This window comes from Gracilibacillus timonensis (assembly GCF_900086715.1).
Lineage (GTDB): Bacteria > Bacillota > Bacilli > Bacillales > Amphibacillaceae > Gracilibacillus > Gracilibacillus timonensis.
The window spans coordinates 71,410-88,378 of the sequence record NZ_FLKH01000009.1; the positions used below are offsets into that span (position 1 = coordinate 71,410).

Below are 16,969 nucleotides of genomic sequence, written 5' to 3' on the forward strand. Positions count from 1 at the left end.
AACTATTGAAGTTATTACGCATGTTGCTTATTTTTGGCGGAATATTGATGTTTCCAAGTATATCATTTGCTTATAGTAACCCATTTGAAGATATGCCCGATTCTTGGGAATGGGATAACGGAGATTTCTATGGTGAAGGTGACCCATATATTTTAAAGCATAATGGGACGTACTATCTTTATGCAAGTACAGTTGATGATAAAAGTGGTGTGAAGGCTTGGACCTCACAAGATTTGGTGAATTGGGAACATGCTGGCCTCGTTACAGAAGAGCCAAGTACGTTGGCGGCATATGCACCGGAAGTTACTTATTGGAATGGCGCATTCTATATGTATACGTCACCAGGTGGAAATGGTCATTATGTTTATAAGAGTGACAGTCCGTTAGGTCCTTTTGAGTTACAGACAGAAAATCTCGGTATGGGTATTGATGGTCATATATTTATTGATGACGATGGCCAGTGGTATTTTTACGGTACTGGCCAAGGTTATATTACTGCCCATGAAATGGAAGATCCTTATACATTTGGACCAGCAATAAATACGGGTGCAGAAATGAATGGCTGGACGGAAGGAGCAACGGTATTCAAAAGACATGGAAAATATTATATGACATACACTGGTAATCATGTCTGGAGCAATGCCTATCGAATTAACTATGCTACTAGTAATTCACCAACCAATCAATTTGAAGGGAGCATTCAGAATCCATTATTAATTAATTCGGAAGGCTCAAATGTTGGGCTAGGTCATAATTCCATCATAAGGGGCCCAAATCTTGACTCGGAGTTTATCGTCTACCATAGTCATGCCAAACCAGGGAGATTTATTAATATCGACCGGCTTGGCTGGAATGGCGATAAAATGGTTGCGCTAGGGCCAACTACCTCAGAACAACCTAATCCGCAATTACCTGATTTTAGTGACCGTTTTGAACGAGATGATATAGGTTCCGAATGGACGGCAATTAATAATGGAGAATGGTCGATTGTCAATGAGGGTGGCTCATATGCAATGGAACAAACTGCAATTGATGGTGATTCATGGTCTCGTCAGGTCACAACGCATGAGACAGCAGCGAATTATACAGCTGAATTCAATGTCCACATGGTGGAAGAAGGAGATAACACTACATCCCGTTTTGGCGCAGTATTCTCATATCAAGATGAAGATAATTATGGCGTTGCGGTGTTAAATCCGGATGAAAATCGTTTGGAAACCATGTTTCGTATCGATGGTGTAGATATAGAATGGGAGTCTTCCTCACTACCTGAAGACTTTGATTATACCGCACTACACAATATAAGAGTAGAAAAAGAAAATGAAGAATTTAAGATCTATGTAGATGATATGCATAAACAAACGAGAGAGGTTCAAGACTTAGCTGGTGGAAAAATAGGATACACAACAGTGGATGTTCACGCCGCTTTTGGTTATATAGCAACGAGTAATCAGGTGAATGGTAGTAATATATTTGATGTACACAAACCTTTGCCAGGCTCCATTGAGGCCGTTCATTATAACACCGGTGGTGAAGGGAAGGGATATCATATCACAAGTAATCAAGTGTTGGATACCTATCGACAAGATGCTGTTAACATTGTCACTAACCCTGAAGGTGGTCTAAGTGTGCATTCTCTTAGACAAGAAGAGTGGCTTAAGTATAATGTTAATATCACTGAAGAAGCTACTTACGATTTTACGATGAGAGTGGCAACGCCTGAAAAGGATGCAAAAGTAAGGTTGTGGTTAGATGATGATATCGATTTAACTGGTGTGATAACTATCCCACATACCGGCGGAGGAGAACAGTGGCAAAACATGATGTTGGATACACTCTCACTACCTGATGGAGAACATTCTATTAAAATAGAAGTAATGGAAGGTGAAGTAAATCTAGCCAGCTTTGATGTAGACAAACATGAACCTGTATCTATGCTGTTCGATGATTTTAATGATGGCGTAGATACTGGCTGGGATAGGTATGAAGGTTCCTGGAGGGTTGATACCAATAAAGATTCTGACAGTGGTTTCGATGTCTACAAGCCGATTCCTGGATCGATAGAAGCGGTACATTACCGGACTGGTGGCGAAGGCGTAGCATATCATGATCGAACAACAGAAAATATTGGTGGTGAACTCAGAGCGGATGCAGTAGATATTAGGGAAAAACCACAAGGAGGTTATGCTGTAGGGTGGAATCAAACGGATGAATGGTTAACGTATAATGTAGACGTGCAAGAGAGTGGATTATATAATGTGGAGCTGGAATTGGCTACAACATTTTCTGATGCTGAAGTAAGATTATGGTTAGACGATGAGACTGATTTAACTGGTGCAGTAGATGTTCCTAATACTGGTGATTGGAATAATTGGGAGACACTTACCATGGAGGGTATAGAGCTTCCAGAAGGTGAACATACCTTGAAATTAGAGATTGTTACCGGAGAGTTTGATATGTCTACACTTACTTTTCGAGCGTTCGATGTGCACAAACCTTTACCTGGATTGCTTGAAGCGGTTGATTTTAATTTAGGCGGTGAGGGAATTGCCTATCATGATAAAACCGAGACCAATACCGGTGGAGAATTTAGAGAAGAAGGGGTAGACATCCAAAAAAACCCTGAAGGTGGATTTGCCATCACTGATTTTGAAAAGGACGAGTGGATCAATTATAACGTGAATGTTGCAGAAGCTGGTAAATATGATTTGGATTTGATCACTAAAAGCGCAAATGAAAATACACAAGTAAAGGTATTGTTAAATGACGAAAAAGCATTAACCGGTGCTGTTGAGATTCCTGTGACGGAAAATGATAATTGGAAACGGGTATCTGTTAAAGACTTAGAATTACCAGCAGGCAAGCATACTGTCAAAATAAAAGTTATTTCTGGTGCGTTTGCTTTCTCAAAAATGATTTTTCATACCTTTGATCAATCCCACGCTTTACCTGGAAAAGTAATGGCGGTGGATTACATGACAGGTGGAGAAGGTATTGCTTACCATGATCAAACAATTGAAAATGTCGGCGGGGAATATCGGTATGGTGGGGTAGACATTCGTAATCATCCTGATGGAACCTTTAACATTGGCTGGAATCAAACAGGAGAATGGTATCAATACAAAGTAGATGTAGAAGAAGCTCATGAATATGTATTAGACTTAAAGGTTGCTAACGATGTACAAGGCAGTCAAGCCAGAATTTGGTTAGATGACGAGGTAGATCTCACAGGCATTATCGATATCCCGCAAACAGGTGGATTAGATAATTGGACAAGCGTCATAAAGGAAAAGGTATCATTACCTGCTGGTGAACATACGATTAAAGTAGAAACCGTCAACGGTGAATTTGATTTTCATAGCTTTAGTTTTCACAATAGTGATGATTTTGAAGTAGAGGAACCAGAGGGAGTATATCGTTCAGGAGCAGGTACATTTGCGAAGTCGATAACTGGTGAGCATGGTTGGAACAATTATATCGTGGAGACAGATATGAAAATTGTTGATGGAAAAGGCGATGGCGGGATTTTGTTTAGGGCCAATAATCCAGGGCATGGCACGGAGCTTAATCATAATAGTGCGGATATGTTACAGGGCTATGTAGCGTATATAAATAATGATGGTGTACATCTGGGCAAATTAAATTATGATTGGACTTATTTGGAAGGTGCTGATTTGACAGAACCTATTGATGAATGGCAACATATAAAGGTTGATATTAATGGAGCCAATATCAAGGTTTATGTTGGCGATATGAATAATCCCAAAATTGATTATACTGACCACAGTATCACAGCCTTTACTCACGGAAAAGTAGGTGTTCGCAGCTTTTATAGTGATACAAAATATGATAATTTTCTTGTCAGGCCTTACCCAGATTACGAATCAACAAAGGGATTATTGGAGAAGTTCCATGATGAAGGTGACATCGATAAGTCCCTTTACAAATTACTTCTAAATAACCTCAAACAAGCAGAAAAGCATCAAGATAAAGGAAAAGATAAGCAAGCGATAAAACAGCTAAAGAATATGATCAAACACGTAACCAAACAGAAGGAAAACGGAAAAATCTCTGACTTTGCCTATTCAATTATGCACAATAGTGTACGTCAGATGATAGAAAACAAATAATCTACTAAATAAATGAAGGGCTTATCTGTTCAGATCGATAAGTCCTTTTTCTTAAGTAAAGAAAGTCTACTAATCCTTGGAATAATAGGACTTGGAATGATGTTAATCTGGAATGAATCACGATACCGATAAGTTGGATGATGTAATGTAAAAGTACGTTTTACGGAACGTTAATCCTATTCATGAAATTGCTTAAAATAAGATGAAGAACAAACTATAAAAGACAAGTGAATACCTCGACATGTTATTCCTCTGACGTTTGATGTTTTTTGTATTGATTTGGAGACATACCATAAAATTTCTTAAACGCTCTGGAAAAAGAATATAAGTCCGAATAGCCTAGAGTTAACGCTATTTCCGTTATCGTATGTGAATCATCCGTTATTAATTCTATTGCTTTTTCCATTCTTAGTTTATAAATATATTTACTAGGTGTTATACCTGTTTTTTTGGCGTAGGCAGTAGTAAAGTAAGATCGGTTAATATCAATATATTTTGCTACATCGGCAACGGTAATGTTCTCAGCAAAATGCATATTCATGTAATCTTCCCCTTTTTCAAGCCAATTTGAAGGAGAAGAGGTTGATAGATTTAAACGAATGGACTGTTGATATAATTGGTGGAAAAGTTTATAGATAATACTAATAAATAATAAATCATCGGGTTCATCCGTGTCTTGGAAGTAATCAGACAGCTCTTCTATGGTACTGGCAATGGCGTCATTTAAAATGCCGTTCAAATAGGAAGAATATTGTGTCAACCCCGTTCTATTTAGTAAGGGAAGTGCTTGTTTTCCATCAAAAGCTAACCAAAACATCTTTAACTTATGTTTAGGATTAGTTGAGTAATGATGTGTTTGATTAGGAAAAAGACAAAATAAATCCCCTTTGTTAATCGTTGTTTCTATATTATTCTGCTGGAACGTCCCTTCTCCCTCTAAAACAAAATGAATACTGAAATAGGTAATCAATCTTGGTCCCATTTTATAATTGGATTTAGCTATATTATGCCCGGCTCTAATTGGCCAAAGTCCACCTGATTTAAGTAAGGGGGTCGGGTTATAATACCAATGTTCAGCAAATTCATGAGAAAATTCCTTCAAATTTTCCACCACCAATATTGATTTCTTATTTTTAAAGGTAACACAGTGACTACTTATCGAACTATAATTCTTTCTGATTATAGCAAATGCGAAAATAGATAAGCAAGAGGCAATAGCAAAATGTGCGTCAACATAGTTTTCTTTTTACGATTTGGGAGAGCAATAATAAAGACAAATGACAAGTAACAATTTGTTAAATCAAAACTAACAAATGGACATTTTTAAATTCTTATCTGTGTGTAAAATAGAAGATATAAACAAATCATTTCTCGCCAAATATGAGTGGAAATGATGGACCTAAAAAGTAAGCCTTTTCAATGCGTGAAGTATTTTAAAACATGGAATTATTAGAGAAACGAAAATAAGTATCTTAGGATTCAAAATCAGAAAGATATGAGAGAAGTTGAGGGAACAGGAATGGAGAATAAGAAAACAAATATTTTGATGATAACGACAGATCAACAACACTGGAATACGATTCAGGCATTAGGTAATGAAGCTATTCACACTCCTAATTTAGATCGATTGGCAGCAGAAGGTACGGCATTCGATAGGGCATATGTATCCAACCCGGTATGTTCTCCCAGCCGTTCTTCCATCATCACTGGCGAATACCCATCCAGACATGGGTGTTGGAATATCGGCGTTGAATTAGATGAAAATCGGTCTACTTTTGGTCATCAGCTGCAGAAAAGTGGTTATGCAACTGGACTATTTGGCAAAGCACATTTCAAACCAGTTTTAAAAGAAGGAAGTTTCGAAGCACCACCACATATTCATGATCGTGAATTTTGGAAAAAATGGGATGGACCTTATTATGGTTTTGAGCAAGTGGCAATGCTTCATGGACATGCAGATGAAGATTCTTCTCATGGTATGCATTATGGGGCATGGTTGGCGGAACAGGGGATTGATCCCCAACAATATTTTGGGCCTGGAGGCGGTTATCGTGAAGGATCATGGGAGTTGCCAGAGGAATATCATTATACACGTTGGACTGCAGATAAAACCATTGACTTTCTCGACAAACAAGATAATATACAGCCTTTTATGGCATGGTGCAGTTTCCAAGATCCACATAATGCGTTTCTATGTCCCGAACCTTGGAACAGCATGTATGATCCAGAACAACTACCATTGTTTATAGAGAAAGAGGGGGAGATGCTTGATAAGCCTATGCTTCACCGATATCTCTCTGAAGATCGGATGGATGAAATGGATATTGAAGTAACTGCCGACCCAGGTCATGATACAGGTGGTCTACAATGTTTGGGTCATACGAATAAGAAGATCGGATATGAACGAGCTAGAAAATGGTTAGCTTCTTATTACGGTATGATTAGTTTAATAGACTACCATATTGGAAGAGTTTTGGATAAATTAGATGAACTCGGAATGGCAGATAATACAATGGTTGTTTTTACTTCAGATCACGGTGATTACGCAGGAAATCATGGTTTATGGTTGAAAGGTCCTATTCATTATGATGATATTCTACGTGTCCCCTTTCTTGTAAGATGGAAGAACAAGGTTCCAGCAGGAAAGCGAACATCGTCATTGATTAGTCTAGTAGACTTGGCACCAACGTTTTTAGAACTGGCCGGTCTGGAAAAGACAGACACGATGCAAGGGGTAAGTCAGCTACATACGATGAGACACCCTGATGAGTCAAGCCGAGAATGGTGTTTAGTTGAAAATCGAGCAGAACCTAACTTTTATGTAAAAACATTGATTATGGATCAGTATAAACTAAATTATTATTTAGAACGAGAGGATGGGGAGCTATATGATCTGACGGAGGATCCACGAGAATTTATAAATCTTTTTGATGATCCCCAATATAAAGATATGAAGCTGAAAATGTTGATGAGAATAATAGATATTTATGGTGAATTAGAAAAACCGATTCCACCCAGACAAAGCTTTGCATAGAGAGTTTAGAAACCCAACATGGATTGATGAATGAAAGCATGCCAATATAAGTGGATGAGGGGAATGTGCAATGATGATAGAAAATGGTTTTATGGCAGGTCTTTATCGTCTGAGTGAATGGATAATGAGGCTGGCATATGTAAACATATTATGGTTGTTGTTTATCGTTGTAGGCGGCATTATTTTTGGGATGGGACCTGCAACTGCTGGCTTATTTGCGGTGACTAGAAAAATGGTTATGGGTGCAGACGAAATTTCTGTATTTCATATATTTTGGGATACCTATCGAAAAGATTTTAAAAGGTCTAATATTGTATTTTTAATAATCGTCAGCATGGGTGTATTATTATATATGGACCATCGTTTTTTTCAATTGCAAGAAGGATTTATTATTTATCTACTAAGATATTTCATTCTAGGGCTTTTTCTCGTATATTTTCTTGTTTTATTATTTATTTTCCCCTTATTTGTTCACTATCAAATGAAGATTATTCATTACTTTAGAAGTGCTGTCATATTTGTGATTATGCAACCCTTGGTTACCATATTGATGGTTTTAGGCTGTTATGTTATTTATGAAATGTTCCTATTTCTACCTGGTCTGATCCCTTTCTTTGGCGGAAGCCTATTTAGTTATCTTTTAATGAGATTAGCCTATATGTCATTTAGAAAAATGGAAGCTAGGAAAGAAAATCAAAGACAGGTGGTAGAGGAAGCATAACTTTATCAAGGCATCAGAAAATGACTATCTAGTTTGGTTTAATAAGAAAGATTCTAACTGTACTTCATTAATTATTGAATATCATATATGTATTCTAGAACGAACATCCCAGCTATAGTATTTGAAATCTATCCATTTACTATAGGTCATATCGGGATGTTTTTTTGTCCATTTTTAAACAAGTAACATAAGAGGCAATCCCTTTTGTTTACTCACCAACCATCAAAAGTTTACTCATTCTAACAAAATGGTAACTGACGATCTAACAAATTAACATTTTAAAATAATTTTCAATAGCTTATATTTAGTCATATGAACAAGCAGATGGAAAACCGTTATTCAAAGTAATGAAAGCGATATCCAATATCTTTGTTGTTGAACAAATAAATGTGAAGGGGGTGGGTGGACAGCTGGATCATAAGCTCGGGTATTAATAATAGTTAAATGGATACTAACAATAAAATGGGAATCACTATAATTATCGAGGAAATGAGGTTAACAGAATGGCAAACAAATTAAGACCACCTGCAGTACCGTTGGCAACCATTGATCCATATTTTAGTATTTGGTCAAACGCCAATCAATTACATGCAGCAGAAACAATTCATTGGACCGGGGCAACCCATGGCATGGTAGGGTTGGCTGTAATTGACGGAAAGGTATGGCGATTTATGGGTGGATATGATCGCCGTAGTGATTTTAAATCACTGAATGCCCCGGCCATGCAGCAGACGGATCTGACGATTAAGCCGCTGTCTAGTATTTATACATTTGAAGCAGGCGGAATCACGCTCACTGTTAATTTTACAACACCATTGTTGTTAGATGACCTTGATGTGATGGCCAGACCTACTTCTTATATTACGGTGAAGGCTTGTTCAAACGATGGTGAAAATCATCATGTGAATATTTATTACGACATTACTAGTGAACTTGCAGTAGATGTTCCAATTCAGGAAGTAGTGACTTCAAGAAATCGCCTGGAGGATGGAAGTCAGCTTCTTCAAGTAGGTACGGAAAAACAAGAAGTTTTAAAACGTAAGGGTGATATGATTCGTGTGGATTGGGGATATGCAACCCTTGTTATACCAGATGGTACAGCAGCTACAACTGCTATTGGATCCGTAGACATACGTGATCAATTTATCGAATGGAAAATATTACCTGAAACAGATGACCAACATTTTCCTCGAGCGGTTGATCATGATATGCCTATACTTGCTAGTGTACTAGATTATGGGGAAGTAGGGGTTAAAGAAGTCTCAAATTATTTGATAGTGGCTTATGATGATGTGTATGCCATTGAGTATTTTAACAAACACTTGCCAGGTTATTGGGCAAGAAATGGGCAAAGCTTTGAAGATGTTGTGCTCGCATCTATTCGTGAATATTCAGTAATTACGGAAAAATGTAATCGCTTTAATAATGAAATGATTGCTAATGCTAAAGAAGCAGGAGGTGAGAAATATGCGGATATTCTAGCATTATCCTATCGTCAAGCAATTGCGGCCCACAAATTAGTTGCAGATGAAAATGGAGAGATACTATTTTTATCAAAAGAAAATAATAGTAATGGCTGTTTAGCGACGGTTGATGTGAGTTATCCATCAATGCCACTATTTCTCCTATACAATACGGAATTAGTCAGAGGGATGTTAAGACCAATTTTTCAATATGCAGATTCAAAAGCTTGGCCGTATGAATTTGCCCCTCATGATATTGGCAGATATCCAGTTGCAGAAGGTCAGGCATATGGAATGGAACTAAAAAGGCAAATGCCAATAGAAGAATGTGGAAATATGTTGATTATGACTGCGGCAGTATGTTGGGCAGAACAAAGTACGAGTTTTGCTTCTGATTACTGGGGGTTATTGCAGCAATGGGCCAATTATTTAATAGAATATGGAATGGATCCTGGTAATCAGTTATGTACGGATGATTTTGGCGGACATCTGGCACATAATGCGAACCTTTCCATTAAAGCCATTATTGGAATTGCCAGCTATGGATTCTTATCAGGTTGGATGGGCAATGAGGAAGGAGTGGAATATTTTCAAAAGGCAAAAGAAATGGCTAGTCAATGGGAATCAATGGCCCGAGATGACGACCATTATCGTCTTACATTTGATACACCAGGTACATGGAGCTTGAAGTACAATTTGGTTTGGGATAACCTATTTCAATTAAATTTATTTTCAGAAGACTTGAAAAAGAAAGAGGTTGCTTGGTATTTGCGTAAAAGTAATCCATACGGAACGCCATTAGACAATCGAAAGACATATACCAAGGCGGACTGGCTAATATGGGCAGCAACACTGGCCGAGGAAAAAACAGATTTTCAACAATTAATCAATCCTATTTGGGATTTTCTAAATGAAACAGATTCACGAGTGCCGTTCACAGATTGGTACTATACCATCGATGGCAGAATTGCTGGATTTAAAAATCGATCTGTTGTAGGGGGATTGTTCATTAAGTTGTTGGCTGACCGTATGGATGAGCCGAAGTGAAGTGATCTTTATACCTTGTAACAGGTATGAGCATACAGCATGAGATGTAAAAATTAGAAAGTTGATAGTGATTTAGAAATATTTAGGGGGTGATTTTCTTTTAAGAATTTTATTTATCAGTGTTTCTATTAAATGTCGAGAAGTTATTATCGAAAAAGACAGAAATACCATGGAGGAAAAAATATGAAAAAAAGTATTGGACTTATGTGTATGTTTATTTTGGGCGTTTTGATTATGATTGGCTGCTCGAAACAAACCAATGAAGAGCAAAGTGAAAGTACCCCTGAAACACTTAATGAAGAAGGATTTCCCATTGTCGATGAAGAGATCAGTCTAGAGTTTTTTGCGAGACGTTCCCCACAGAATGGACCTTATGAAGATATGTTGGTTTTTCAAGAGTATGCAGATATGACCAATATCAAGGTGGAATGGGATGATGTTCCGCAAGATAATTTTGATGAGAGAAAAAGCTTGGAGTTAGCTTCTGGTGAGCTACCTGATGTTTTCTATAAGGCAAGTCTTTCCCAAACGCAAGCAGTGGAATATGGTTCATCCGGGATATTCATCGCACTGGAGGATTTAATCGATGAATATGCGCCAAATTTAACCGCTCTTTTTGAACAGTATCCAGAAATCAAATCATCTATTACTGCACCAGACGGTCATATCTATGCCTTACCTGCCATTATAGAATTGGATGCTGCCCGTAATGAGAAATTTTGGGTTAATAAAGACTGGTTAGATACATTAGGTCTGGACGAACCTACCACCGCTGATGAACTGATTGAAGTGCTCACCGCTTTTAAAAATGACGATCCGAATGGGAATGGTGAGCAGGATGAAATACCATTAACGGAAAGAAATTTATATTCATTAATCAACACCATAGGCGGTTCATGGGGATTGTTACATCAAATGGGTAATACGATTAATATTGAAAACGATGAAGTGCAATTTTGGAAAACCAGTGATAGATATAAAGAATTGCTACAGTTTTTAAATCAGCTATACAGCGAAGGGTTATTAGATCGGGAAGTATTGACGCATAACCAAGCCGATTATATGGGGAAAGTAGCTGCTGGTAAAATTGGTATGTCTCATATACAAGCAAATGATTTGAATGATCAAGCGAAAGAGTGGGAGTATATAGGGATTTCACCAGTGAAAGGACCCCACGGAGACCAAATACAGCCTTCTGGACCAATTGCTAGAGATTTCGGTACCTTTGCCATTACATCCAATAATGAGCATCCTGCTGCAACTATTAGATGGTTAGATTATTTCTTTAGTGAAGAAGGTTCGATTATGTTTAGGTATGGAATTGAGGACGAAACATTTTATTACGATGAAGAAGGTCTTCCTGAATATAGTGATGAAATTTATGATGACCCACGTGGTTATGGTGTAGCTATTGGTGATTTCACTCCATATCCAGGCGGGGGCGCTCCTCAATATATTACAGAATACAATGCTTCCGGGATTAATCCGCCAGCTGTACAAGAAGCTCAGAAACAACTGGATGATTATTTGCCGGAGATTATCTACGGACCTCCGTTGTTTGATGTAGACACGGCAGAAGAAGTGGAACAGATTCGTCAAGATATGGATGCCTACTATAATGAAAGTACTGCTAAGTTTATTAATGGTGATATGAGTTTTGATCAGTGGGATGATTATGTATCAACGATTGAAAATATGGGTCTGTCTCGATTAATTGAAATTTATCAAGAGGCTTATGATACGCAATATAAAGATTAATTCTTGTCGTTAGGCACATGTTCATTTGTGCCTAATGATTCCCTTTTAATGATGAAGTGGAGAGGGCGTGCTATGTATGAGTAAAACAAAAACGGAAATGGAAGGGCTTAATTATCAGGTTAAACCTGCATCCAAAGCAAAGAGAACGTGGATGGGTATTGCTAAGCGGTACGATTTATATTTAATGCTCCTGCTGCCATTAACATGGTATATTGTGTTTCAATATGTACCAATGTACGGCTTACAGATTGCCTTTAAAGATTTTAATCCTGCTTTTGGTTTCTTGGGAAGTGAATGGGTCGGTTTGGAACACTTTATTCGATTTTTTGATTCTTATTACTTTGGCAGAATTATTTGGAATACGATATCGATTAGTTTATTATCCTTACTTTTTGCTTTTCCCATTCCAATTATGCTTGCGTTGTTAGTCAATGAAATTAGTAGTAATAAGTTAAAAAAAGTAGTTCAAAATGTTACATATGTCCCTCATTTTATATCTGTAGTAGTTATTGTAGGAATGCTAAATCTATTTCTTGATCCTAATGGTGGTTTTATCAATACCATCCTTAATTCTCTGGGAATTGAACCGATTGCATTTATGGAAAGACCTGAGTGGTTTAAATCGGTACTAATCAGTTCTGGTATTTGGCAAAGTGCAGGCTGGCAATCGATTATTTATATTGCTGCCTTAAGTGGGATTGATCCTCAATTATATGAGGCGGCCAAAATAGATGGAGCTAGCAGGCTGCAAAGAATTCTACACGTATCTTTGCCAGGATTATTACCGGTGATTGTTATCTTACTCATTTTGGATATCGGTAATTTTATGAATGTCGGCTTTGAAAAAATATTGTTAATGCAGAACAATTTGAACATGGAAGCTAGTGATGTGATCCAGACATTTGTATATAGAAGCGGGATTCTTAATGGTAATTACAGTTATAGTGCAGCTATTGGTTTATTTAATTCTATTATTAATTTTGCGCTGTTAATCTTGATTAATCATGTAGCAAAGAAAAAAGCTGAGACTAGTCTTTGGTAAGGAGATTTAATTTTATTTGACAGGAAGGGGGAAAGGGAGATGAGAGGAAACTCCCGAAAAATTTCAGATGATAAATGGTTTGATATAGCTGTAGTTATTATATCTGCCATTATTTTGATCATTGTACTTTATCCATTAATCTTTGTTGTCAGTGCGTCATTTAGCAATCCTGAAAAAGTGATGAATGGTGAGATGTGGCTGTTTCCTGTGGATTTTTCACTAGATGCGTATACGGAAATTCTGAAAAATGGAGAGGTGTGGAATGGGTATAAAAATACGATTATCTACACAGTCGGTGGAACGTTTATTAATATTGTATTAACAACATTGGCAGCTTATCCACTTTCAAGACGCGATTTACCAGGAAGAAACCTCTTTATGTTTATTATTACATTTACGATGTTCTTTAGTGGGGGATTAATTCCAACCTTTTTAATCGTACAAGAATTGGGACTGGTGGATACGATGTGGGCGATGATGATTCCCAATGCTATAGCTACCTATAATTTAATTGTTATGCGAACCTATTTCCAATCCAGTATCCCGTGGGAAATTCAGGAATCTGCTATGATAGATGGCTGTAACAATATTCATATGCTATGGAAAATCATTTTACCATTATCTAAGCCAATATTGGCGGTAATGATCCTATTTTATGCAGTAGGTCATTGGAATGCATTCTTTAATGCACTCATCTACCTTAGAGATGATGGGCTCTATCCTTTACAGCTTGTCTTACGAGAGATTCTTTTGGTGACACAAGCAAGTGCGACAGATGGTCTTGATAGTTTTGGTTTAGGAGATAAGCTGCTTTTGGGTGAAAGTATAAAGTATGCCTTAATCATCGTTGCTAGTTTACCAGTATTAATTATGTATCCCTTTGTTCAAAAGCATTTTGTGAAAGGGGTTATGATTGGCTCGATTAAGGGGTAAGTAGAGAGTAGTATCAGATTTGTACATTGAAAAACAATTATTATAGGAGTGTGAGTTTGTGATGGAAAATACATTTCAAAACCCATTATTAGATCATTTAGGAGCGGACCCTTGGGTATGGAAGGACAAGGATGTCTATTATTTTATGGTGACAAGGAGAACCAAGATTGAATTATGGAAATCAACAACATTAAGTGGAATTGCACAGGGAGATCATAAAACGATTTGGACTGCACCGGAAAAAGGAATTAATTGTGCCAATATTTGGGCACCTGAGATTCATAAGATAAATGATGTTTGGTATGTGTATTTTACTGCCAATGATGGTGAAGGTGGGGACCAAACAAGAAAAGTGTTTGTTCTGGAGAATACTTCTGATCCATTTACTGGAGAATGGAGGGAAAAGGGCTTTGTCAATACTGATCACCCCGGTTTGGATGGTACTGTTTTTGAACATCAGCATAAATGGTATTTTATTTATGCTGGGTATGGTAATTTTCCAGATTACGGATCTGCATTATATATTTCTGAAATGGAAAATCCCTGGACATTAAAGGGAGCAGAAGTATTGCTATCAAAGCCAGAATTTGATTGGGAAAAACAAGGTGGAATGGCTATTAACGAAGGACCGGTGTTATTAAAGCGGAATAATCAATTATTTATGATATATTCTGCCAGTACTACCTGGTCTGATGATTATTGTCTAGGTATGTTAACTGCATCGATGGAATTAGATCTATTAAATCCACACTCATGGTCAAAATCTGACCAGCCTGTATTTAAGAAAAGTGAAGAAAATCAAGTGTTTGCTCCAGGACATAATGGCTTTACGCAGTCTCCTGATGGAACCGAGGATTGGATTATTTATCATGCTATCTCGGAATCAGATGGTGGAGCTCAAAAACGAAGTACTCGTATCCAAAAATTCACGTGGAATGCAGATGGGTCTCCTAATTTTGGAATTCCTGTAGCCACTGAAATTCCTATTACTGTACCGTCCGGGGAGTGAGGTAACCTGAGATAGAGGTAATATAGTAAGCGTCGTCTTATTCCACACGCCATTCGATAAATTATTTCTGGATATATGATGAAGGAATATTCTGAAAAAAGGTCAAAGAGGTGGTAGAAATGAAACCAAATATTTTATGGATATGTACGGATCAACAACGTTTTGATTCATTAGGGTGTTACGGAAATGAATTTGTCAAAACCCCTCATATAGATCGACTGGCTGAAAGGGGGGTACTATTTGAAAATTGCTATAGTCAGAGTACTGTATGTACGCCAAGTCGTGCCAGCTTTCTTACTGGTCGTTATCCGCGAACGAATCGCTGCCGTCAAAATGGCCAAGCGATTTCAAATGATGAAGTATTAGTTACGAAATTGCTAGCAGATGCAGGGTATAAGTGTGGTTTATCAGGGAAACTGCATATTTCACCTTGTCATCCGTCGGTAGCACCAGAGGAAGAAGCTAGGATTGATGACGGGTATTCGCAGTTTCATTGGTCGCATCACCCACAGCCAGATTGGCCTACTAATGAATATACACAATGGCTTCAGGAAAAAGGAAAGGAATTTAAACCGCAATCATTAGAAACATGTTCATATGTTCAATATGGGCCTGAGGTGGAGGATCATCAAACCACGTGGTGTGCAGAAAAAGCTATTCAATTTATGGAAGCGAATAAAAACGCTGATAAACCATGGCTATTTTCTGTTAATTTTTTTGATCCACATCACCCATTCAATCCACCCAAACAATATCTACAGCGTTACCTTGATCGATTGCAGGAGCTTCCATTACCAAACTATACGAAAAATGAGCTTGACCATAAGCCCATCTATCAACAAGTTGACCATGAAGGTGCCTATGGAATGAAAGGGCATCTAGCTTATTCTGAAATGAACGAGCATGATCATCGCATGCTTCGGGCTGCTTATTGGGCGATGATTGATTTAATTGATGACCAGGTAGGCCGAATGATAGCAGCATTAGAAGAGACAGGACAAATAGATAACACGATGATTATTTTTATGTCTGACCACGGTGAATTATTGGGCGATCATGGTATCTATTTAAAAGGGCCTCATTTTTATGAAGGATCTGTAAAAGTTCCATTCATTGTTTCCTGGCCTGCAAAAATAAGAGAAGGTCAAAAAATCGATCATTTGATTGAACTGGTGGATCTTGCTCCTACATTATTAGAAGCAGCAAGTGAGCCAATATATGAGGGTATGAAAGGACAATCGTTATGGCCTGTGCTCGTAAAAGAAGATCTAGCTTATTCCTATCGCAATGATGTCTATTGTGAATACTACAACGTAAATTTGAAAGATAAAAAAAACATAACTCATGCAACCATGGTAAGGAATGAAGATTATAAGCTGGTCTTATATCACGGTGACAAAACAGGTGAATTGTATCATTTGAAGGATGATCCAAATGAAGTGGAAAACATTTGGGATCACTCTGCTTATCAAACAATAAAGATGACGCTATTCCAACGCTTATGTGATCGAATGGCAGAAACAGCCGATCCGCTACCATTAAGACAATCACCGTGGTAAATGGATATCTTCTATCGTTATAGTGCGCGTTCAAAAAGCCTGATGAAAAGGACCAAGAAGTTCAAGGCGGTGCAGTTTTGAGTACCGGAACGTATGCTTTTCATACGTGAGGAACGGACTCACGCAGGATGTGTTGACTGCTGCGTTGCCTACAGGACGTGGGCGGTCTTAGTAGAAGTTCCTATATCGCCAACGCAGAAATTCGATGCGTCATTTTTATTGGGCTTTTTGAACAACTTCTTATAACCTATTTTCTCTTCATAAGGTTTCACA

The 16,969-nt window shown here is 37.7% G+C and carries 10 protein-coding genes; 9 read left to right on the top strand and 1 reads right to left on the bottom strand.

Annotation, left to right across the window (positions count from 1 at the left end; all coding sequences use genetic code 11):
• The first annotated feature begins 5 nt into the window (after nucleotides 1–5).
• Nucleotides 6–4,130: a carbohydrate-binding protein gene (locus BN6556_RS02570; RefSeq protein ID WP_078059894.1), complete on the top strand. Its 4,125-nt coding sequence runs from the start codon at nucleotides 6–8 to the stop codon at nucleotides 4,128–4,130.
• A gap of 244 nt (nucleotides 4,131–4,374) precedes the next feature.
• On the opposite strand, the gene BN6556_RS02575 is transcribed toward BN6556_RS02570, so the two are convergent.
• Entirely contained in the window at nucleotides 4,375–5,232 is an 858-nt protein-coding gene (locus BN6556_RS02575; RefSeq protein WP_078059895.1) for an AraC family transcriptional regulator, read from the bottom strand.
• Between the two features lie 417 nt (nucleotides 5,233–5,649).
• On the opposite strand from BN6556_RS02575, the gene BN6556_RS02580 reads away from it, so the two are divergent.
• The 8 genes from BN6556_RS02580 (at nucleotide 5,650) to BN6556_RS02615 (ending at nucleotide 16,696) form a co-directional block, all read left to right on the top strand.
• The gene (locus tag BN6556_RS02580) at nucleotides 5,650–7,164 is read left to right on the top strand and encodes a sulfatase family protein (protein ID WP_066186799.1); all 1,515 of its coding nucleotides are present in this window, start codon (nucleotides 5,650–5,652) and stop codon (nucleotides 7,162–7,164) included.
• A 70-nt stretch (nucleotides 7,165–7,234) separates the two neighbouring features.
• Entirely contained in the window at nucleotides 7,235–7,885 is a 651-nt protein-coding gene (locus BN6556_RS02585) for a YesL family protein (protein WP_066186802.1), read from the top strand.
• A gap of 503 nt (nucleotides 7,886–8,388) precedes the next feature.
• Nucleotides 8,389–10,395, top strand: a complete 2,007-nt coding sequence (locus tag BN6556_RS02590) for a glutaminase family protein (RefSeq protein WP_066186804.1) — start codon at nucleotides 8,389–8,391, stop codon at nucleotides 10,393–10,395.
• A gap of 183 nt (nucleotides 10,396–10,578) precedes the next feature.
• Nucleotides 10,579–12,153, top strand: coding sequence for an extracellular solute-binding protein (locus BN6556_RS02595; protein WP_066186807.1), 1,575 nt, complete (start codon nucleotides 10,579–10,581; stop codon nucleotides 12,151–12,153).
• A gap of 97 nt (nucleotides 12,154–12,250) precedes the next feature.
• Complete coding sequence (locus BN6556_RS02600) at nucleotides 12,251–13,195, top strand: ABC transporter permease (RefSeq protein ID WP_066187375.1); 945 nt, start codon at nucleotides 12,251–12,253, stop codon at nucleotides 13,193–13,195.
• A 39-nt stretch (nucleotides 13,196–13,234) separates the two neighbouring features.
• Entirely contained in the window at nucleotides 13,235–14,128 is an 894-nt protein-coding gene (locus tag BN6556_RS02605; RefSeq protein WP_066186809.1) for a carbohydrate ABC transporter permease, read from the top strand.
• Between the two features lie 61 nt (nucleotides 14,129–14,189).
• The gene (locus tag BN6556_RS02610) at nucleotides 14,190–15,137 is read left to right on the top strand and encodes a glycoside hydrolase family 43 protein (RefSeq protein ID WP_066187378.1); all 948 of its coding nucleotides are present in this window, start codon (nucleotides 14,190–14,192) and stop codon (nucleotides 15,135–15,137) included.
• Between the two features lie 119 nt (nucleotides 15,138–15,256).
• Nucleotides 15,257–16,696, top strand: a complete 1,440-nt coding sequence (locus BN6556_RS02615; protein WP_066186812.1) for a sulfatase family protein — start codon at nucleotides 15,257–15,259, stop codon at nucleotides 16,694–16,696.
• Nucleotides 16,697–16,969 lie beyond the last annotated feature (273 nt).

Bases quoted from the DNA above. Each gene is read 5' to 3' on its own strand.
- BN6556_RS02595 (WP_066186807.1), top strand. From the start codon at position 10,579: ATGAAAAAAAGTATTGGACTTATGTGTATGTTTATTTTGGGCGTTTTG.
- BN6556_RS02610 (WP_066187378.1), top strand. From the start codon at position 14,190: ATGGAAAATACATTTCAAAACCCATTATTAGATCATTTAGGAGCGGAC.
- BN6556_RS02615 (WP_066186812.1), top strand. From the start codon at position 15,257: ATGAAACCAAATATTTTATGGATATGTACGGATCAACAACGTTTTGAT.
- BN6556_RS02590 (WP_066186804.1), top strand. From the start codon at position 8,389: ATGGCAAACAAATTAAGACCACCTGCAGTACCGTTGGCAACCATTGAT.
- BN6556_RS02605 (WP_066186809.1), top strand. From the start codon at position 13,235: ATGAGAGGAAACTCCCGAAAAATTTCAGATGATAAATGGTTTGATATA.
- BN6556_RS02580 (WP_066186799.1), top strand. From the start codon at position 5,650: ATGGAGAATAAGAAAACAAATATTTTGATGATAACGACAGATCAACAA.
- BN6556_RS02600 (WP_066187375.1), top strand. From the start codon at position 12,251: ATGGAAGGGCTTAATTATCAGGTTAAACCTGCATCCAAAGCAAAGAGA.
- BN6556_RS02585 (WP_066186802.1), top strand. From the start codon at position 7,235: ATGATGATAGAAAATGGTTTTATGGCAGGTCTTTATCGTCTGAGTGAA.